19 protein-coding genes are annotated in these 21,548 nt (G+C 41.3%); 17 read left to right on the top strand and 2 right to left on the bottom strand.

Going from position 1 to position 21,548, the window contains the following annotated elements; genetic code table 11:
- Positions 1-73 precede the first annotated feature (73 nt).
- Complete coding sequence (locus BVH04_RS06915; protein ID WP_086540745.1) at positions 74-988, bottom strand: oxidoreductase; 915 nt, start codon at positions 986-988, stop codon at positions 74-76.
- Between the two features lie 293 nt (positions 989-1,281).
- Between BVH04_RS06915 and BVH04_RS06910 the strand changes: the two genes are divergently transcribed.
- From BVH04_RS06910 to BVH04_RS06880, 7 genes are all read left to right on the top strand, one after another.
- Positions 1,282-2,022, top strand: a complete 741-nt coding sequence (locus BVH04_RS06910) for an SDR family oxidoreductase (RefSeq protein ID WP_086540744.1) — start codon at positions 1,282-1,284, stop codon at positions 2,020-2,022.
- Positions 2,023-2,059: 37 nt separating this feature from the next.
- A complete protein-coding gene (locus BVH04_RS06905) occupies positions 2,060-3,457 on the top strand; it encodes an NAD-dependent succinate-semialdehyde dehydrogenase (RefSeq protein ID WP_086540743.1) in 1,398 nt (465 codons plus the stop codon).
- Between the two features lie 52 nt (positions 3,458-3,509).
- The gene (locus BVH04_RS06900) at positions 3,510-4,001 is read left to right on the top strand and encodes a pyridoxamine 5'-phosphate oxidase family protein (protein WP_086540742.1); all 492 of its coding nucleotides are present in this window, start codon (positions 3,510-3,512) and stop codon (positions 3,999-4,001) included.
- Positions 4,002-4,474: 473 nt separating this feature from the next.
- Positions 4,475-4,735 (top strand): hypothetical protein, encoded by a 261-nt coding sequence (locus tag BVH04_RS06895; protein ID WP_086540741.1) that lies wholly within the window; start codon positions 4,475-4,477, stop codon positions 4,733-4,735.
- 218 nt (positions 4,736-4,953) lie between these two features.
- Complete coding sequence (locus tag BVH04_RS06890; protein WP_205635811.1) at positions 4,954-7,773, top strand: M16 family metallopeptidase; 2,820 nt, start codon at positions 4,954-4,956, stop codon at positions 7,771-7,773.
- Positions 7,774-8,104: 331 nt separating this feature from the next.
- Positions 8,105-8,545: a hypothetical protein gene (locus BVH04_RS06885; protein ID WP_086540740.1), complete on the top strand. Its 441-nt coding sequence runs from the start codon at positions 8,105-8,107 to the stop codon at positions 8,543-8,545.
- A 26-nt stretch (positions 8,546-8,571) separates the two neighbouring features.
- Positions 8,572-10,389 (top strand): adenylate/guanylate cyclase domain-containing protein, encoded by a 1,818-nt coding sequence (locus BVH04_RS06880; protein WP_205635810.1) that lies wholly within the window; start codon positions 8,572-8,574, stop codon positions 10,387-10,389.
- Positions 10,390-10,527: 138 nt separating this feature from the next.
- Here the strand turns inward: BVH04_RS06880 and BVH04_RS06875 are convergent, their stop codons facing one another.
- Complete coding sequence (locus BVH04_RS06875) at positions 10,528-12,576, bottom strand: glutamine--tRNA ligase/YqeY domain fusion protein (protein ID WP_086540738.1); 2,049 nt, start codon at positions 12,574-12,576, stop codon at positions 10,528-10,530.
- Positions 12,577-13,023: 447 nt separating this feature from the next.
- Between BVH04_RS06875 and BVH04_RS06865 the strand changes: the two genes are divergently transcribed.
- The 10 genes from BVH04_RS06865 to rhuM (BVH04_RS26050) all read left to right on the top strand — a co-directional run bounded on the left by BVH04_RS06865 (position 13,024) and on the right by rhuM (BVH04_RS26050) (position 21,423).
- On the top strand, positions 13,024-13,602 hold the full coding sequence (locus BVH04_RS06865) for a TIR domain-containing protein (protein ID WP_086540736.1): 579 nt from the start codon (positions 13,024-13,026) through the stop codon (positions 13,600-13,602).
- Between the two features lie 378 nt (positions 13,603-13,980).
- A complete protein-coding gene (locus BVH04_RS06860) occupies positions 13,981-15,570 on the top strand; it encodes a class I SAM-dependent DNA methyltransferase (protein WP_086540735.1) in 1,590 nt (529 codons plus the stop codon).
- A 113-nt stretch (positions 15,571-15,683) separates the two neighbouring features.
- Positions 15,684-16,559 carry an ORF6N domain-containing protein gene (locus tag BVH04_RS06855; protein WP_086540734.1) on the top strand — a complete coding sequence of 292 codons (876 nt, stop codon included), beginning with the start codon at positions 15,684-15,686 and terminating at the stop codon, positions 16,557-16,559.
- Complete coding sequence (locus tag BVH04_RS06850) at positions 16,552-17,874, top strand: restriction endonuclease subunit S (protein ID WP_086540733.1); 1,323 nt, start codon at positions 16,552-16,554, stop codon at positions 17,872-17,874. The genes BVH04_RS06855 and BVH04_RS06850 overlap by 8 nt, the downstream gene beginning before the upstream one ends.
- 4 nt (positions 17,875-17,878) lie before the next feature.
- Positions 17,879-18,478, top strand: a complete 600-nt coding sequence (locus tag BVH04_RS06845) for a transposase (protein WP_240510856.1) — start codon at positions 17,879-17,881, stop codon at positions 18,476-18,478.
- 59 nt (positions 18,479-18,537) lie between these two features.
- Positions 18,538-18,735, top strand: a complete 198-nt coding sequence (locus BVH04_RS25750) for a hypothetical protein (RefSeq protein WP_205635809.1) — start codon at positions 18,538-18,540, stop codon at positions 18,733-18,735.
- A 202-nt stretch (positions 18,736-18,937) separates the two neighbouring features.
- Positions 18,938-20,320, top strand: a complete 1,383-nt coding sequence (locus BVH04_RS06835; protein ID WP_317045488.1) for an ATP-binding protein — start codon at positions 18,938-18,940, stop codon at positions 20,318-20,320.
- A gap of 86 nt (positions 20,321-20,406) precedes the next feature.
- Positions 20,407-20,685, top strand: a complete 279-nt coding sequence (locus BVH04_RS25745; RefSeq protein WP_086540730.1) for an ATP-binding protein — start codon at positions 20,407-20,409, stop codon at positions 20,683-20,685.
- A gap of 212 nt (positions 20,686-20,897) precedes the next feature.
- Positions 20,898-21,278 carry a RhuM family protein gene (gene rhuM, locus BVH04_RS26055; protein WP_240510855.1) on the top strand — a complete coding sequence of 127 codons (381 nt, stop codon included), beginning with the start codon at positions 20,898-20,900 and terminating at the stop codon, positions 21,276-21,278.
- Positions 21,223-21,423 (top strand): RhuM family protein, encoded by a 201-nt coding sequence (gene rhuM, locus BVH04_RS26050; protein WP_317045487.1) that lies wholly within the window; start codon positions 21,223-21,225, stop codon positions 21,421-21,423. The genes rhuM (BVH04_RS26055) and rhuM (BVH04_RS26050) overlap by 56 nt, the downstream gene beginning before the upstream one ends.
- Positions 21,424-21,548: the final 125 nt, after the last annotated feature.

Genomic DNA, 21,548 nt, shown 5'->3' with positions numbered 1-21,548 from the left:
GACATCCATACCAACTATCTGATAACTGATCGGTTGTCAGTTATCGAATTTTGAGGATTGCAGGAATCAGCTATTATTTCAAATCAAACTCTTTTCCCGTTAAGTTTTCAGAAACAGTCCATAGCCTTTGAGCCACGCTGATATCTTGAGATCGATCTGAAGATTTCACTCGGCCGGGATCCCCTTTTGCTTCCATAAATCCATTTGGTCCAATGTATTCTCCACCATCCAAAGAGGGCTCCAAAGCGGCCATTAATGTTGGCTTTGCTCCAGCTTTTCCATCATGACCAATCAACGAAGAAATCGGGCCAAAGAAAAATTGTGCAATTTTTGGAAGATGTTGACCGAGATTTGTGCTCGACATTCCCGGATGGGCAGCAAGCGATTTAATCTCCAATTTTTCATGGTCGATTCTTCGCTGAAATTCAAACGCAAACATCAGGCAGGCCAATTTACTTTGCCCATAAGCACCCCATTTGGAATAGGATTTTTGAGAATTTAGATTTTCAAAATCAATTTTCCCATTCTTGTGCGCAATGCTACTCAAGCTGACTATTCTGGCATTTTTTGTCTTTTTGATTACTGGAAAAAGTAGATTGGTTAAGAGAAAATGAGAGAAATAATTGACGGCCATCTGACTTTCAAACCCATCCTTAGTTTTGGAAAAGGGAGTTGCCATGATTCCGGCGTTTAAAATCAAAAAATCCAAACGATTATATTTGACCAGAAATTCTTCCGCAAAGCCATGAACAGAATCCAGATTTTTCAAATCAACAAGTATAATTTCAAGAACAGCCTTGGGAACTGATTTTAAGATTTTTTGCATCGCTTTTTCTGCTTTCTCGAAATCTCTACATGCTAAAATGACTTTGGAACCTTTTTTTGCGAGTCCCAAAGCGGTTTCATATCCCAAGCCAATGTTTGCTCCGGTGACCACTGCGACTTTTCCTTGTTGGGAAGGCATCGATGAAAGTTTGAATGTGCTCATAGTTTCTATTTTAAAAATGATGTACTACTAGTTTAAATATGTCCTCATCTTATTTTTTTGCAAATACCAATCCTTTTTTTGGTCCTCTCTGAATTGCCCTTTTTCCCCCATTTGGTCTTTAAAATACTATTTAAGATCGAAAGCAACGGACAATAAATGCCCAGCCTGTGGCAAAATTTCTACTGTGCTAAAATGTGAATCGGGCTCTCTTTTCCATTAAGGAAGTAAACAACTCTTGGAATCCTGTTTGCAATAAACTGGTAGCATATTTTTTTCATTTTAAAATAACAATCATGGATAATAACAATCAAATAATCATCATCACAGGAGCATCGAGCGGAATCGGAAAGGCTACAGCACTCAAATTGGCTAGTGAAGGCTTCAAAGTTGTGCTTACGGCAAGACGTGAAGAAAAGCTTGATGATATCCAAACTCAAATTGAAAAATCAGGTGGCCAAGCTCTCGCAGTTGCTGCTGATGTAACTAAAATAGATGAGTTAAAAAACGTAGTGGAAAAAGCAAAATCCAAATTTGGAACTGTTACCGGATTAGTCAACAATGCCGGTTTGATGCCGCTTTCTTTTATTGAAAAATTCAAAACAGAGGAATGGGATACCATGGTGGATGTGAATATTAAAGGTGTCCTCAACGGACTGACTGCCGTGCTTCCGGAATTGATCAAAAATAAAGGCGGCAATATTATCAACATTTCATCCTCTGCCGCCCATCGCTATTTCCCGGGCGGGGCAGTGTACTGTGCGACCAAGTCTGCAGTGAAAATGCTTTCGGAAGGTTTGAGACAAGAGCTTGCACCTAAATATGGGATCAACGTGACCTCGATAGAACCCGGTGCTACCGATTCGGAATTGATGGATACCATTACTGATGAGGATATTAAAGAAAAATTAAAGGGGATGAAAGATATGACTACGCTGGAAGCTGAAGATATTGCTGAAGCGATCTACTATGTACTTTCTCAACCTAGTCGTGTAAATGTCAATAACATATACATCATGCCATCAGAGCAGCAATAAATTTTTTCCAAACCAATTTTTATAAAATAACTACACTATGACTACAGAAAAAAAAGAGAAAATAACCACGATCAATCCTCTCAATGGGAAAGAAATAAAATCCTACGAATACATGTCTGCTGATAAACTCAACAATGTGATCCAAAAATGCCATGAAGCATTTTTGGAATGGAAACAAGAGGAAGTTTCCGAGCGAGCTACAGTAATTAAGGCTATTGGAAAAGCCTTAATGGACAACAAGAAAGAATTGGCTTCTCTGATGACGGATGAAATGGGGAAGTTACTTACTCAAAGCTATCAGGAAATTGAACTTTGCGCAGCGATTTGTGAATATTCCGCAGAAAAGGCACCCTCAGAATTCGAAGATATCGAAAGAGAGCTCGAAGATGGCGAGAGAGGAATTATTTCATTCTCTCCATTAGGAGTGATTTACGGAATTCAGCCTTGGAATTATCCCGTTTATCAAGTCATGCGGTATGCAATCGCAAGTTTGGTTGCCGGAAATGGGGTATTGATGAAGCATGCCTCCAATGTCACCGGAACCGGGGCGATGCTTGAGAAGATTCTTCATGAAGCAGGACTTCCAGCTCATTTATTCAGCCAATTGATCATAGATCATGATCAGTCAGATGAAGTGATCAAGCACAAATTGGTTCGAGGCGTGACTTTTACCGGAAGCTCGGATGCGGGCCAGTCCATTGGCGAAAAGACAGGCGCAGCCTTGAAAAAATCTGTACTTGAATTGGGAAGCAATGATGCCTACATCGTACTGGAGGATGCTGATCTGAAAGTTGCTGTTGAAATGTGTGTCAAAGGTCGAGTCTATAATAATGGAGAAACCTGTATTGCCGCTAAGCGATTTATAGTGGTGGATTCGGTCTATGAGCCATTCAAGAAGGCATTTGTCGAGGCCATGAGCAATTTGAAAATGGGAGATCCCAATTCAGAAGATTCAGATTTAGGCCCGATGGCTAGAAAAGATCTTCGTGAAACTATGCATGAGCAGGTGCTGAAAAGCGTGGAAAAAGGTGCGGTAATTCTTTGTGGTGGAAAAATACCTGAAGGCGAGGGTTATTTCTATCCAGCAACAGTGCTTGGCTCTGTAAAGACTGGTCAGCCTGCCTATGAGGAGGAAATCTTTGGTCCAGTAGCAGCATTGATCAAAGCGAAAGATGAAACAGATGCTTTTCGAATTGCCAATGATAGCCGATTTGGGCTAGGAGGGGGAATCTTCTCTAAGGATGAAAAACGTGCAGCGAAGCTAGCCGCCAATCATTTTGACACAGGTATGATCTTTATCAACACGTTTGGATTAGCCAAGCCAGCTATGCCTTTCGGAGGAGTAAAAGATTCCGGATTTGGTAGAGAGCACGGAGGATTCGGAATGAAAGAATTCGTCAATGTCAAATCAATTGTTCTAGCCGGTTCTGAATAACTAATGCTCAAATAAAATACTAAGCAATTAAATCACTTAAAAAACTATAACCATGTCAAGTCCTGAACACAAACAACTTATCTGGAATCTCATCAAAGAAATCAAATTTGGAATGCTGGTCACTCACGATGATTTGGAGGAAAAACTACGGGGGAGACCCATGAGTTTGGTCCAAGATGAATATGACGGCACGATATATTTCTTTACGGACCGAACAGACGCGAAAGCATACGAGATCAAACGTGATCGAGACGTCTGTTTGACTTTTGCAGATAAAGACGACCAGACCTACGTTTCACTTTCCGGAAAAGCCAATCTAACGGAGGATAAAAGTCTAATCGATCGTTATTGGAATAAATGGGTAGCCGCTTGGTTCCCAAAAGGAAAAGATGATCCGACTTTGGCTATGCTGGAGATCAAAATCCAAAGTGGAGAACACTGGAAAGCAGATGAAAACAAGCTGGTACAACTCTTCAAGATCGCCAAAGCTAACCTCACTGATTCAGAACCAGAAATGGGTGATCACGAAACATTCGGAAAATAAAAATCCAATTATTTAAGTTAAAAATGCCGCAATTGTAATCTTGCGGCATTTTTTTTATGACTGTTCGCTATGTTGCACCCAAATGGTTGGAATTAATGTTTGAGGATCAGTTTCGGCTACTCCAACTTCCCAAAGGGGACTAGGGGGATTTTTACCTGTAAAAACCAAATATATTATTGATATGTGCAAGATCACAGATACTCATTATTTTTTGAAAGTCTAATATGACCATACTGAATCGTGCTGACATATTCTTAAACCGGTGGCCGAGCCTAGCCGAGGCCATTTGGTGTTTTACTGGCTATTGGCTGAAAACCGTATAATCAAAAAGTCTAATTCCCATAATAATCAAAGAGTGTCATCAGAGGACATATTTGTGTAGCGTTTTCAGTACCGAGACCCAAGGGAATTAATCTTTGATCTCCCGTCAATTTCTTAACTTTGAACTTAACTAACCATCTCCACCTCCCCACATGTTTGAAGGACCAGATTATCCTAAATCTATAACAGAAGAGCTTTTTGAATCCTGGCTGGAGGAGGGGAGAGCGAGTAAAATCAGCTATCACTTTTTGTTGATTGTCTGGAATGTGTATGACGAAAAGTACAATCCTGTCTATGTGGAAAGTCGTGAAGAGATAAAGAATTACGAGTCGTATCCTGATGCCAAAGGATCCGAAGCGCTGATAGCAGTGTATGATTTGTATTCTGAGTCCAGGGTTAGTCTGGGAGTTTAAGGTCCGAATTCTATGAGAGAGATTAATATCATTGACTTATCCAAAAGTAAGAACATGACTTCAGCTCTCCTTTTTAGTTTAACGTAATTGCCGACGCTTTTTCGCCGATATGAAATGCTATATTTCAGTCACTGAAATTAGGCTACGCCGCCCAGCAAAAAAATGATAGCTTCCTACAGTTTATTCTATTATTTAGTTTATTGAAAACCTTCATACCAATGATTAAAAGAATCACCCCCTTAGTCCTCCTAGTGCTTTTGGCAGTGGGATGTGGCAAAAACTCGGAAACTACTCCACAGGAGTTTATAGTGGAATACGAAAAGTTTGTACTTGATAACGGCCTCGAAGTTATTTTTCACATTGATCGTTCAGATCCAGTCGTAGCGGTATCACTTACGGCTCATGTCGGTTCCGCACGTGAGAAAGAGGGCAGAACTGGCTTTGCACACCTTTTCGAACACCTGTTGTTTCTTGAATCGGAGAATCTTGGAAAAGGTGGTCTTGATAAAATGACAGCCCGAATAGGAGGGTCCGGCGCCAACGGTTCCACCAATCGAGACAGAACAAATTACCTGCAGACTGTTCCAAATGATGCTTTGGAAAAAATGATTTGGGCAGAAGCTGATAAGCTGGGTTGGTTTATCAATACAGTTACCGATCCTGTTTTGGCTAAAGAAAAGCAGGTAGTGAAAAATGAAAAACGTCAAGGAGTGGACAACCAGCCTTATGGACATACTTCTTATGTGATTGATAAAAACCTGTATCCTGAAGACCATCCTTACAATTGGCAGGTAATCGGTTCTTTAGACGACCTTCAAAATGCCGCACTTCCAGATGTCAAGGAGTTCTTCAGACGCTGGTACGTCCCCAACAATGTCACCCTGACAATAGTGGGTGATTTTGATATGGACCAAGCTAAAACATGGGTGAAAAAGTATTTTGATGAAATTCCAGAAGGAGAACCCATAGCACCGCTCACACCAAGACCGGGTGAAGTAGAAGCTATCAAGAAGTTATATCATGTAGATAATTTTGCACGGCTTCCAGAGCTTACGATGACATGGCCAACAGTGGAACAGTATCATAGCGATTCCTATGCCCTGAATGTCCTTACCGACTACCTATCCAGCGGAAAAGAGGCTCCGCTTAATTTGGTATTAGTGGATGACAAAAAGCTGACCTCCAATGTAAGAATGTACAACAGAACCTTTGAGTTGGCAGGTCAGGTCCAATTGTCAGTCCGTGCTTTTGCTGACAAAGACCTGGATGAGGTAGCGGTGGCAATCGAAGAGGCCTTCACTAAATTTGAGCAGGAAGGGATTTCCGAAAAGGATTTGGCTCGAATCAAGGCCGGACAGGAAACAAACTTTTACAATGCGCTTTCCAGCGTCTTGGGAAAAGGCGTTCAGCTGGCGCAGTACAACATTTTTGCCCACAATCCAGGCTTCATTAATGAGGATATTCAAAAGGTTTTGGCAGTGAGTACCGAAGATGTCATGCGTGTTTATAACCAATACATCAAAGACAAGAATTACATAGCCACCAGCTTTGTTCCCAAAGAAAATCTGACTGCTGCATTAGAAGGCTCGGAAAAAGCCGAAGTCGCAGAAGAGCAAATCGTCATGGGAGCTGAGGAAAGTTTTGATGCTTCCATCCAAGCCAGTTATGAAAAAGCAACTTCAAGCTTTGACCGCTCCACGGAACCTCCGTATGGAAAAACACCTGAAGTGAAAATCCCCTCAGTTTGGGATGACTCACTTGCAAACGGTCTGAAAGTCTATGGAATAGAGAATCATGAAGTGCCCCTAGTTCAATTCAATATGGTAATTGATGGAGGTCAGCTCCTGGATGATCCCAATAAAGTAGGGGTAGCTAATTTAATGGCGCAACTAATGACTAAAGGCACGGAAAACAAAACTACAGCGGAACTTGAAGTTGCAATAGAACAATTGGGGGCTTCTGTCAATGTATATACCAGTACTGAGAGTACTACTATTGCTGTAAACACCCTGAGCAGGAATTACAATGAAGTAATGGATTTGGTAAAAGAAATAATCTTAGAGCCGCGCTGGGATTCAGTTGAGTTTGAACTAGCCAAGCAATCCACTATTAGCCGTATTCGGCAACTGGAAGCAAGTCCAGAGATGGTGGCACAAAATGAATTCAACAAACTGATCTACGGAGAGGGGAATATTCGTGCACAAAATATCCTGGGCAGTATTAAGTCGGTGGAGGCCATTACCCTGGATGATCTTAAGTCTTATTATGAGAAGTTCATTTCCCCATCCGTGACGCGAATGCATGTGGTGGGCGATTTAGGCAAAGTAAATATTCTCGCATCACTTCAGAACTTGACCACTGCATGGGAAAGTAAGGAGGTGAGCATTCCGGCTTTCGACGCACCGGTAAGACTAGATTCTGCTCAGGTTTTCTTTTACGATATCCCAGATTCGAAGCAGTCTATGCTAGAGGTTGGCTATCCTGCACTCGCTTCTACGGATCCTGACTATTATCCTGCGGTGGTGATGAATTATATTTTGGGTGGGGGAGGTTTTGCTTCCCGATTTACCCAGGAATTACGGGAAGGTAAAGGATATACGTATGGGATTTGGTCTTCTTTCGAAGGGGGAAAAGTGGCTGGCCCTTTTAGCATTGGCAGTGGTGTGAGAAGCAATGTGACTTATGAATCTGCCCAACTGGTGCAGGATATTCTCTCAGACTTTTCTTCAACCTATTCACCTGAAGATTTGGCAACAACTCAGAGTTTTATGATCAAAAGCAATGCACGTGCTTTCGAAACAGCCGGTGCCAAGCTCAATATGCTGGAGAACATCAGTGAATATGGTTGGGATGCTGATTACGTGAAGGATCGAGAGAAGATTGTAAAGGAGATGACGGTGGAAAGAATTCAGGAATTGGCAGGTAGCTATTTGGATCCCAACAAGATGATATGGCTGGTAGTGGGCGATGCCAAAACACAATTGGAGGGACTCGAAAAACTCGGATTTGGAAAACCAGTTCTGATCAACCAACCCTAGATCTCAACAAAAATGGATCACTAGAGTAGAGGAGGCTAGAAAGAGACTGGGTAGTATTTGACGCTATGGGTATATACATTCCCTTCTGTTTACCTTAGTAAGCTACTAGTACATCATAAAAGTTAGACTAAGTCGAGCGTAGTTCCGAAATCAACACGGGGGCTACGCTCTTTTTTTATTACTTGTAATTCATTGGTTCATTGGATATTGGCTAATTTTTTCTATTTTGAATTGCCTCTTCTATTTATAGAATAAGCGAATTATTTCATGATCGACGAAAACCAGACTGTTCGATCGTTTTAAGATTTTTAACCAACAAAACTCTCATCTCATGTCCAAAAAGATAGACACAATTATCACATTGTATGTCGACACTCAGAAAATCTTCAAATTCAGCAATAGTAAAGCTGATAAGCCCGAGATTTTAAACCACATCTTACTTTGTGATAACCATTATGACCATCCCAGCGAAGCTGAATTCACCAGTAATATCCATCCAAAAACAAAAATTGCTTGGGTGGGTGCGGCGATGCATATCAGGCAAAGCGAAGAAGATTTTGTGATTATTAAAAAGATCAAACCTCAAAAGGGTAAATCAATCCTTAAAATCTACGACTCCAAACTCAGTTCTGGAACGACCCATATTGACGGTCACGTAGGAAAAGTAAAACCAAAGCACGATCCAGAAGAAAGCTATTCCATCCGATTTTTGGTGAATCATAAGGGAAAAGAGAAAACTTATTCAATCGATCCCAAGCTTAGAGTCATCTGATTTTTTCACAATTTCACTTTTCTGATTTGAAGACCCAGTTAACCCTATTTATGCTGTTCTTTGGGCTGACCTTTAGCTATGCTCAATCCAATGGAGAGTCTATAAAGCATCAAAACTTACTTGATAGCTTGAAACAGGTTTACTTTCAATCCAAAGAGAAAAATCTAGAACTGTTGGTATCTGTGCTTAAGGAAGATCCAAACCCGGATAGCATGATAAAGTATGGGCAGATTCTTCTAGACAAATCCTTGAAGGATTCAGATGATCTCATGACGTTTCAGGCTTTTCTGCATCTGGGGAATGGCTATGTTTTTAAAGGTGAGCTTTCCCAGGGTTTGGAGAATTACTTCGAAAGCATGAAATATGCTGAAAAAGCGGAATACGAGGAGGGGAGAGGAAAGCTTTTCATTGCAATAGCAAATACCTATTCTCAAAGTCAGAATAGCCAAAATGCGGCAATCTATTACGGTAGAAGCATTGAAATTTTAAGAAATGGAAATGACTCTCTAGGACTGGCTTCTGCCATTTTCAACGCTGGAGATGAGTATCTGAGCATGGGAAAGCTGGATTCTGCTTTGCTCTATACTAAGGAAGCCCAAGTGATTTTCGGAAAGGTCAATTATCCCATTGGAGAAGCATATTGCTTCGGAAATCTGGGGATGATCTATGCCAAAAATGGAGACAATGCTGTAGCTGAAGTAAGCATCAATAAGGCCATTGCGATCCTTGAGGAATATAATGAATACTATCCCATTTCCTCCTATTTAGAATTTATGTCCTCTATTTATCTGGAAAATGGAGATCAGGCTCGTGCACTGAATTATGCTGAAAGAAGTCTTGATCTGGCTACTCACTATGGAATCAAAGATCAAATCAGCCAATCAAACCTGACGCTTTCGAAGATCTATGAGCAAAGTGGAAATACACCAAGAGCTTTTGAATACTACAAAAATCACATCACCTATCGCGATAGCGTCAACAATGTAGCCGCGGTGCAGAAAATGGCCAATCTCAGAACGGACTATGAGGTTTCTCAAAAGCAGATCGAAGTGGATTTGCTGGAAAAAGGATCTTTGATCAAAGACCTGCAAACCAAAAGACAGCAATTTATCATCTATGGGGTGTTGTTATTATTGGCTTTGGTAGCACTGCTGGCATTTGTAGTTTATAGGCGATACTGCTACGAAAAGGAAACCAAGCAGATCATAGAGCGGGAGAAAAACAGATCAGAGGAACTGCTATTGAATATTTTGCCCGCGGAGACTGCTGAGGAATTGAAAGAAAACGGTGCTGTAAAAGCCAAGAGAATAGAATCAGCAACGGTAATTTTTACCGATTTCAAGAGCTTCTCAGCGATTGCAGAGCATATATCCCCTGAGCAATTGGTCAAAAGTATTGATTACTATTTCAAGGAGTTTGACAGGATCAGCACCAAATTCAATCTGGAGAAAATCAAAACCATTGGCGATTCTTATATGTGTGCCGGTGGTCTTCCAAAGGAAAATCAAACCCATGCGACCGATGTGATTTTGGCAGCAATAGAGATGATGGCTTTTGTAAATCAAGAAGTGGACAATGGACTGACCCATTTCGAAATGCGCATAGGAATACATACCGGGCCCATAGTAGCTGGAATCGTAGGAATCAAAAAATGGCAATACGACATCTGGGGAGATACGGTAAATATTGCCTCCAGAATGGAATCAAACTCCGTCCCAGGCAAAATCAACCTATCTCAAACCACCTACGATATAATCAAAGATCAATTTGAATGTGAATACCGGGGGACTATTGATATCAAGAATAGAGGTATTTGGAAGATGTATTTTTTGATAGAGGGTTGAACTATCAGAATTACTTCCTAAAAAAAATCGCCCGTTGAACTAGGCAACGAGCGATTTTTCAATTTATATGCGATCTAACCATTCGACTTCGCTCAGGGTGACCCAGAATGAATCGAAGGGGATATTAAATTTTTAATTTTAAATTCCCTTCGATTCATTAACCAACTCCTCATTCTCATCTGCTAATCCAGCTGCAATAAAGGCTTCGATCTCAGGATTTCTTTTTTGACCCTTGTCCAGCAAAACTCCCAAAGTGATCATAGCACCGATACGGGTTCCTACCTTTTTGGTGGCAGTTTGGAATAGGGGTTCCAGCTCCTCATAGCTCACTTCCACAGCCAATTTTGCAATATCTGCTCTTGCAGCTGCTAGCTTATCGCCAGATAGGTTGGTGTATTTCTTAGAAATTTTCTGAATCTCATTCAAAGCCGATCTTTGGCCTTGCGGTTGTCCTCCGCCTTGATTGGGCTGCTGCTGTTTAGGCTGATTGGATTGTGGAGCCGGAGCAGGGTTTTGCTTAGCCCAAGAGTCACGCAAACCTACTGTTTTGTTAAAGACAAGCTTATCAGTGGTGGAATCTTTATCCAAGGTAAAGTAGCCCAAGCGCTGAAACTGAAACTTATCACCCTTACTGGCTTCCTTAAGGAAAGGCTCTAAATAGGCTCCTTTGATCACCTTTAGGGAATTAGGATTTACAAACTCCATAAAGTTCTTGTCCTCATGACTGTCTGGAGCTTCTTCAAGAAAAAGTCTATCATACTCCCGTACTTCTGCTTTGATGGCATGGGGTATAGAAACCCAGTGAAGCGTTCCTTTTACTTTTCTGGTGCTAGCTTCCGTTCCGCTTCCGGATCTTGAATCCAAGTCTGCAGTACAGAGGATTTCAGTAATATTTCCAGCGGCATCTTTCACCACGGATTCACCCTTGATGATGTAAGCGCTTTTCAATCGTACCTCATTTCCCAAAGTCAATCTGAAAAATTTGTTGTCAGCTTCCTCTTTGAAATCTTCCCGCTCAATGTATAATTCACCGGAGAATGGAAGTTCATGAGCGCCTGAATTTGGGTCTTCCGGATTATTTTCTGATTCCAGCATTTCGGTTTTTCCCGAAGGGTAATTGGTAATTACCAATTTCACAGGATCCAGCACACCCATCACACGGGTAGCAGATTTATTCAAATCCTCACGGATACAATATTCCAATAGAGATACATCCGTCACAGAATCACGCTTCGAGATCCCTGAAAGGTCAGAGAAATTACGGATCGATTCAGGCGTATAGCCTCTTCTTCTCAAACCAGAAATCGTAGGCATGCGGGGATCATCCCAACTTGCCACGGTTTTGCTATGTACCAGTTCCAAAAGCTTTCGCTTGCTCATCACGGTATAGCTGAGGTTTCTACGCGCAAATTCCCGCTGCTTAGGTCTCAGTATAGTAGGATCATAGATTTGATCCAAAAACCAATCGTACAATTCCCGGTGCATTTTAAACTCCAACGTACAAAGGGAATGGGAAATCTGTTCGATATAATCCGACTCGCCATGCGTCCAATCATACATAGGATAGATACACCAGTCATTTCCGGTACGGTGATGTGCCTTTTTCACCACTCGATACAAAATAGGATCACGCATCAGCATATTCGGTGAAGCCATATCAATTTTTGCACGAAGTACATAGCTTCCCTGCTCAAATTCCCCAGCTTTCATCCGCGCAAATAAATCAAGATTCTCTTCCATCGATTTATCACGATTTGGACCAGCCACTCCAGGAGTCGTAGGCGTTCCCTTTTGCTCCGCCATGGCCTCTGCGGATTGTCCATCTACATAAGCCTTTCCTTCCTTGATCAATTGAATCGCCCAGTCGTATAGCTGCTGGAAATAGTCTGAAGAGTAACACTCCGTAGCCCATTGAAAACCAAGCCATTGGATGTCGTTTTTGATAGCGTCCACGTATTCCTGCTCTTCTTTGGCTGGATTGGTATCATCAAAACGAAGATTAACTGGGGCATTGTGTTTTTCACCCAAGCCAAAATTCAGGCAAATAGAAGCTGCATGACCAATATGTAAGTAGCCATTTGGCTCAGGAGGAAAACGAAAACGAAGTTTGTCCGGAGAAAAGCCTTCGGCTAAATCGTCTGCAATGATTTGTTCGATAAAATTAAGTGATGCGGATTCTTCAGTCATAGATCAAAATTGAAAGTCAAAATTAAGTCAAATGGGGGTATTTGCAACTGAAAAGGGAAATTGGTTGGGAGGGATTACAAATACTGAATAATAGAGAGATTGGAGAATAGGAGAATGGGAGATTGGAGAATATGAGATTGGAGAAGCTGAGATCCCTGTGTTTCAATTGCAGAGATAGCTTCAAATTAAGGATTGAATCACTTAACGGAGGTTTTGATCCGAATTCCAAAACATAAAAAAGCAGTCTGGGAAATGATTTTTGGAATTAGAATTTCCTCTGATAGAGGTTCGGGATTACTCCCAGAAAGCTTTCAGGGTCCGAAAAGCAGAGTAATCCCAACAAGCAAAATTCAGGAGAATCCTGAAGATATTATAGCCTAGTTTCCTCCGACTACTGTACGGATAATACTTAGTGGCTGATAGATTTTCACAATTCCCTATCTTAACATGCATACTAACAATACTTGTTTAATTATGACAAATGAAATCCATAAGAGACGGAATTTTTTCATATCCTATCACCACAAATCAAATTTCCATTTTCTAAAGGAGTTAAGAAACCGCTTAAATGATGGTCATTTGAAGGATTATGGATTCAAAGAACTGGATTTAGCAGAAAATTCCAAGTTTGCCATAGCTAAAATAATCCAATACCGGATTTGGGCTTCTTCTGTGACGGTTGTATTAGTAGGAGAGCAAACAGGTATGAGTAAATGGGTTGATTGGGAGATTTGGTATTCCCTTCAAAACTTAAAGGCAAAAGGACCTGCGAAAAGAAGATTTAAACCAAAAGGTTTACTGGCCCTGTTTCTCCCAGGATCTAATCATACTATTCCGCAAAGGCTCCAGGGGAATTTGAACTCCGGTTATGCTATTCAATTAAATTGGGAAAATTTGGATAAAGAGTTTTATACAAGTCTGGAAAAGGCAGCTCAGAATAGAACTATGACACATTTAATCCAAAGTCAAAATAAACCTAGAATCAATCCACAAGATACTTGGGGAAAACTCAAAAATTTATTTTAAGAAAAAATCAGGATTGAGTTAAAACAGCATTGGTAAAACTTTTAGCAAAAGGCCAGCATTAATAGATGAGAAACTCCGCATAGGCTAGCATTCTACACCTAAGAGAGGAAAATTAAGTTAATGGCCTTTATGGATCGGAATTAGAAATTCCTGAGAAAGAGGTTCGGGATTACTCCCAGAAAGCTTTCGGGACCCGAACAGCAGAACAGCAGAAATAAACCGAATTATTTGATGAACTGCCTATTTAAAACAAGCTGGTTTTATATCTTTAATCGTTCATCAATTCTGAGATTTTTTAAAAGGTATCTGAGCTTAGTTTTTTGGCTCGGTGGAAATTTCGGATGGAACCCATAAATCAACATTACTAATCCCACAACAATGGCTGACCCAAAGCCCAATAAGAATCAAAAGTCCATGGAAGAAACCCTCTGGGATTCGGCCAATAAACTTCGCGGAACGGTAGAAAGCTCCGAATACAAACACGTGGTTCTTGGGCTGATTTTCCTCAAGTTCGCTTCAGATACCTTTGAGGCTAGAAGACAGGAACTGATCACCGAAGGCAAGGAGAAATACCTTGAAATAAAAGAGTTCTACAATATGAAGAATGTCTTTTACCTCGCTCCGGAAAGCCGCTGGACACATGTCATCGAAAACTCCAAGCAGGATGATATCGCCCTCATCGTGGATACTGCCCTGCATACCATCGAAAAGAATAACCCTTCTCTCAAAGGCGCTCTGCCGGATAATTACTTTTCAAGATTGAATCTGGACCCAAGCAAACTCGCTGCTTTATTGGATACGATCAATAACATCGATACCGTAGGGGATGAAGAAGAAGATGTGGTGGGTCGGATTTACGAGTACTTCTTGGGTCGCTTTGCAGCTGCCGAAGGAAAGGGTGGAGGGGAATTTTATACTCCAAAAAGCATCGTAAACCTGATTGCGGAAATGCTGGAACCCTACAAAGGCAAAATCTATGATCCTTGCTGCGGTTCGGGTGGGATGTTTGTGCAGTCGGTGCAGTTTGTCAAAAGCCATCAGGGGAATACCAAAGACATTTCCATCTATGGGCAGGAATATACGGCGGTCACCTACAAGCTGGCGAAGATGAACTTGGCTATTCGTGGGATTTCGGCCAACTTGGGTGATGTGCCTGCCAACACTTTTTTCAAAGATCAGCATCCTGATCTGAAGGCCGATTACATCATGGCCAATCCGCCCTTCAACCAAAGTCAGTGGCGGGAGAAAAACGAACTGGAGGACGATTCTCGCTGGGCTGGTTTTACCTCACCGCCAACCGGAAATGCCAACTATGCCTGGATTCTGCATATGCTGAGCAAACTCTCAGAAAACGGAACCGCGGGCTTTGTCTTGGCCAATGGCTCCATGAGCAGCAATACTTCTGGGGAAGGAGATATCCGCCGGGAACTGATCGAAAAGGACATGGTGGATTGTATGATAGCCTTGCCCGGACAGCTGTTTTATACCACTCAGATTCCGGTTTGCTTATGGTTTCTGACCAAGAATAAGTCACAGCGTCCCCATCCAGAAAATCCAGAACTCAGCTATAGAGACCGAAGAGGCGAAACCCTCTTTATCGATGCGCGTCAAATCGGAACGATGATCGACCGCACCCAAAAAGAACTGACCAAAGAAGATATCACCCAAATCGCTGAGACCTATCACAACTGGCGGAACGTCATTGCGAGCGACGTAGGAGCGAAGCAATCTGTTCCTTACGAAGACGTAGCCGGCTACTGCAAATCCGCCACCCTTTCTGAGATCCAAGCCAACGACTACGTCCTGACTCCCGGTCGTTATGTAGGCGTAGCCGATGAGGAAGACGATGGAATCCACTTCGAGGATAAAATGGCTGAGCTGACCGCTACACTAAAAGATCAACTAGTCAAAGCCAAGGAACTGGATCAGGCTATTTTGGAGAATTTAAAAGTCTTGGGGTATGAGTGATGTTTCAAAAATGATCACAGCTTTTGTGGTCGCAATTTGCGACCGCACCGCTTATTCAAGGTCACAAATTGTGACCTCAATCAGTGGGGAAGATAGCTCAACAGATTTTAGTCATGACTAAGGATCTGCAACATATTGAAAATCGAATTTTCACCTTTCAAGATCAACAGGTGATGATAGATAGCGATTTAGCTGAATTGTATCAAGTCGAAACCAAGCGGCTAAATGAACAGGTCAAAAGAAATAAGTTGCGATTTCCCAAATCATTTCTATTTCAACTCACCGATAATGAATTGGCTGAACTGGTCGCAAATTGCGACCGGTTCGATAAATTAAAACATAGCTCCTCTAATCCCTATGCATTCACCGAACAGGGTGTCGCCATGCTTTCTGCGGTGTTGAGATCTGATATTGCGATTCAAGTCAGCATACAGATTATGAATGCGTTTATTACGATGCGCCAACAGTTAAGCTCTAATCAATTGCTAATAAAGCGAGTAGATCGCGTAGAACTGAAACAACTAGAATCTGATCAAAAATTCGAACAGATCTTTAAAGCATTGGAAAGTAAGAATCCGACTCCTTCTCAAGGAATCTTCTTCGATGGTCAAGTTTTTGACGCACATCATTTCGTGTCTGACCTGATTCGCAAAGCGGAAAAGTCAATTATTCTCCTGGACAATTACCTAGATGATTCTGTACTTACGATTTTGGCAAAGCGACGAGAAGGGGTGAAATGTACTATTTGTACCAAAAGTATCAGCAAACAGCTAAAGCTGGATTTGGATAAATTTAATTCACAGTATCCACCAATAGACTTATTTCAATTTGAAAAATCACACGACCGATTTCTGATTCTTGATAAAAAGGAAATCTACCATATCGGCGCTTCGATCAAGGATCTGGGCAAAAAATGGTTTGCTTTCTCAAAAATGCAAGCCGAAAACTTAAGTATTATGGAGAATTTAAAGGTATTGGGGTATGAATGATAATCCAACAACAATCGGCGAAATCACCACACAGGTTACTAAGAAAGTTCAAGTTTCAAATCTTAATCTAGAAACTTATATCTCCACGGATAACATGTTACCAAATTTGGGGGGCATAGAGAAAGCTTCTGGAATGCCTACTATAGAAAAAGCTAAGGAGTTCAAGGCTGGCGACGTGTTATTTTCGAATATTCGGACATATTTTAAAAAAGTATGGTATGCCAGATTTGATGGTGGATGTTCAAATGATGTATTAGTTTTTAGAGGTGGCAAAAACGTAAATTCTAGATTTTTATACTATATAATAGCTGATAAAAACTTTATCGAATACACAGTAAAAACAGCAAAAGGCACTAAGATGCCGAGGGGTGACAAAGACGCAATTATTAAGTATGGCCTTAATCTTCCGTCTTTCTCCGAACAAAAAGCCATTGCTTATATTTTAGGGAAGCTAGATGATAAGATTGCCCTAAACCGGCAGATGAACCAAACGCTGGAAGCCATGGCGCAAGCCCTGTTTAAAACCTGGTTTGTGGACTTCGATCCCGTGCTGGATAATGCGCTAGAGGCAGGCCATGAAATCCCAGAAGCCTTGCAAGCGATGGCGGAGAAAAGACAGCTTGTTCCCAATTCCAAAAAACTCCTCCAAACCAATCCTGCCTTAGCGGCACAATTTCCATCGAGCTTTGTTTTTAATGAGGTGTTGGATAAGTGGGTGCCGGAAGGGTGGGAGGTGAAGAAGTTAGAAAGCATATCCCCATGCAACAAAAATTCATGGACAAATAAGAATAAACCTCAACAGGTTGAATATGTAGATTTATCGAATACAAAGAATGGTGATATTTTAGAAACGACCATATATAGTTATGAAGAAGCTCCTAGTAGAGCAAAACGAATTTTAAACATCGGAGATACAATTTTCGGAACAGTTAGACCGGGTAATAGAAGTTTTGCATATGTTGGAAAGGAAGGACTAACAGGTAGTACAGGTTTTGCTGTTCTAACACCTTTAAAAAAGGAATACCGCTCATTCACTTACTTGTTTACCACTCAAGAAGAAATGATAGACCTGTTTGCACATTTGGCTGATGGTGCAGCGTACCCAGCCATTAATTCAAGTGTAATTGCTGAATCACTTATTGTTTATTCTGGTGATGAACTATTGTCAAAATTCGAAAAGCTCACCGGGTCGAACATTTTAAAAATGAATTCAAATAAGAGGGAATTAGAAACTCTCACCCAACTTCGAGATAGGTTATTACCGGAGTTGATTAGTGGTAGGGTGAGGGTTCCGGAGGGGATGGTAATTCATTAATAGATTGAACGACAAACCAAAATTTAATCCAAAAATGGGTAAGGACCAACGCAAGGGTTTGCCTCAGCGTAGGTCTATCCGTTTAAAAGGATATGATTATTCCCAAGCCGGTTTGTATTTTATTACAATTTGTTGTCAGGACAGAATTTGTCTGTTTGGGGATGTTGTGAAGGGTGAAATTGTTTTGAATGAGGCAGGCAAAATGGTTGAAACCGAATGGTTGAATTTGCCTGACCGATTTAAAAATATCGAATTACACGAATCCGTAATAATGCCCAACCATTTTCACGGCATTTTGAAAATCGTAGGGGTGACCCTTGTGGTCGCCCGAAATGTTGGCATTGCCGAAAACCAAATAGGGCAACCACAAGGGATTGCCCCTACGAAAACCATTGGCGATATGATGGATGCCTATAAATCTATAACAACCGTCAACTATATTCGCGGTGTAAAAACATTGAATTGGCAACCGTTTAACGGGAAATTATGGCAACGCAATTATTGGGAACACATCATCCGTAATGAACAATCGTATCAACGTATTTCGGAATACATTATCAATAATCCCAAAGAATGGTCTGATGATAAATTTCACACACCATGAATAGCTAAATCCTACTCTACCAAAACCCAGACGGCAATATCAAACTAGATGTTCGCTTAGTGAATGAGACGGTTTGGCTGACACAGGCACAGATGGCGACCTTATTTGGTAAAGACAAGCGAACCATCAGTGAGTATATTAGCAATGTATTTAGAGAAGGTGAATTGGATGAAGCAGTGGTTGTCCGGAAATTCCGGACAACCACTCAGCACGGTGCTATTCCCGATAAAACTCAAGAACGTGATGTAAACGGGTAAACCTTGGATGTGATCATCTCGGTCGGTTATCGGGTAAAATCGGTTTCAGGGTACGCAGTTCCGTATTTGGGCCACCCCAGCGGTTAAGGGAATACATCATCAAAGGCTTTACGCTGAACAGCAAAAAAAGCACTTGAAAAGGAAGCCAGCTTGAAAGAGTTAGAAGAAGACATTCAAAAATTAAAGAAACCGTAAAAGTGAAATTCACCGAAGCCCAAGTTTAATACCCATTAGCGAACGCCAAAATATAGAATGGAAGCAGAGCTGGCATGACGACTATCTGAAATGGATCTGTGGTTTTGCCAATGCCATCGGTGGCGTGATTTATATTGGTAAGGATGACGATGGCCAGGTGGTGGGTTTGACTACCTATCAAAAGCTGTTAGAAGATATCCCCAACAAAGTCCGCAATAGCATGGGGATTATCTGTGATATTAATCTGCTGGAAGAAAATTTCCTGAAATACATTGAAATAAAAGTCAATCCCTACTCCGTACCAGTTTCGCTTCGTGGGAGATATTACTATCGCTCGGGAAGTGCCAAGATGGAGTTAACAGGAGTGGAGCTCAATGAATTTTTACTCAAAAAAGCCGGCAAAACGTGGGATGATGTCATTGAGGAAGCTGCCGACATTACTGATATCGACGAAAAGAGCATTGCCCAGTTTATAGCAGATAGCAAAGAGAAGGGGAGATTACCGGACACAACAGGCTTATCAGCACTGCAGATTTTAGACAAGTTGCGCTTGGTAGAAGGTACTAAAATGAAAAGAGCTGCTTTAATTCTATTTGGAAAAGATCCTGGCCGTTTCTTCCCAAATATTCTGGTCAAAATTGGACGCTTTGGGAAAGATGGTTCCGATCTGAAGTTTCAGGAAGTAATAGAAGGTAACTTGGTTTACTTACTCAGTGAAGTTCAAGTTCAGCTCAATTATAAGTTCCTTACCCGCCCCGTTGACTTTGTGGGGATGTATCGAATAGAAAAGGGAGAATATCCTGTGGCGGCACTTCGAGAGATGCTGCTCAATGCGCTTGTGCATAGAACTTATATGGGAGCTGCTATTCAGCTTCGGGTTTACGACGATAAGCTTTCCATTTGGAACGAAGGTGCTTTGCCACAAGGACTAGATGCGGCAAGCTTAAAAATCGAGCATAATTCCAGACCTAGAAATCCAAAAATTGCTGATGCTTGTTTTAAATCTGGCTATATCGATACATGGGGAAGAGGGACGCTGAAGATTATCAGTGCATGTGCTGAAGCTGGGCTTCCTGAACCAGAGATTATCGAAAAAGAAGGCGGTGTTCAGGTTACTATTTACAGGGAAACAATAGGTGGTCAGATAGGTGGTCAGATAGGTGGTCAGATAGGTGGTCAGATAGGTGGTCAGATAAATCTCACACAAAGACAGGATGAAGTTTTTAAACTTATATTGGCTAATCCTAAAATATCTCGCAGAGAAATTGCTGAGAAAATGGGAATCAATGAATCAGCAATTCAGAAACACCTAAAAGCCCTAACTGAAAAAGAAATGTTAGAAAGAATAGGTACTAAAAAAGGATATTGGAAAATATTGGATAAGAAATGATATTCACATAAACTGAATCCCAGTTGAGTTGGTAGATAGGGTTGGTAGTAACCGAACCGGACATTGAAAGATTATAAGAAAGTCAAATGAAATTCACTCAATGCCAATTAGACCATATTTCCAGACCTAGAAATCCAAAAATTGCTGATGCTTGTTTTAAATCTGGCTATATCGATACATGGGGTAGAGGGACGCTGAAGATTATCAGTGAATGCGAAGAAGCTGGACCTCCTGAACCAGAGATTATCGAAAAAGATGGAGGTGTTCAGGTTACTATTTACAGAGAAACAATAGGTGGTCAAGTAGGTGGTCAAATAGGTGGTCAGATAGGTGGTCAAGTAGGCGAACTTAGTGATAGGCAATGAGAAATTTTGGGATTCATAAAGGAAAATAATCGATTTACTAAGAGAGCTCTAGCTAAAAATTGATGTATCGGCTGCTCAAGCTCATCTGGGTTTTTTGAAAAGTAAAGGAGTAATTGCTAGAGAAGGCGGGACACGAGGATATTGGAAAATTATTGCAGAAGAATAGTTTATGAAATCCACCAAAGCCCAAATGACCAAGCGGTAAGCCCCCTGTGAACAGCGAAATCCTCCTCTACCAAAACCTAGACGGCAACATCAAACTAGATGTTCGCTTAATGAATGAGACGGTTTGGCTGACACAGTCACAGATGGCGACCTTGTTTGGAAAGGACAAGCGAACCATCAGTGAGTATATTAGCAATGTATTTAGAGAAGGTGAATTGGATGAAGCAGTGGTTGTCCGGAAATTCCGGACAACCACTCAGCACGGTGCTATTCCCGATAAAACTCAAGAACGTGATGTAAACGGGTATAACTTGGATGTAATAATCTCGGTCGGTTATCGGGTGAAATCGGTTTCAGGGTACGCATTTCCGTATTTGGGCTACCCAGCGTTTAAAGGAGTTCATCATCAAAGGCTTTACGCTGAATGACGACCGCTTTAAGTCGGGCAGCTCTATGAACTACTTCAACGAACTACAAGACCGCATTCGGGAGATTCGCCTGTCGGAAAAGATTTCTACCAAAAAATTAAAAACAGCTACGCCACCAGTATCGACTACATCCCAAAAAACTTGACCTATCTATTTCGATTCAAAAGTAATTTGTCCAGTTTATTAGCTAATAAACTGGACATTCCTTTTGTAAGAGTTGGAGGGAACTAAGAATATGTCAGGTTTTTTACGCTTAAAACTTGACATTTT

This window comes from Algoriphagus antarcticus, from assembly GCF_002150685.1.
Taxonomy (GTDB): Bacteria; Bacteroidota; Bacteroidia; order Cytophagales; family Cyclobacteriaceae; genus Algoriphagus; species Algoriphagus antarcticus.
This window is presented reverse-complemented; position numbering and strand designations above follow the sequence as displayed.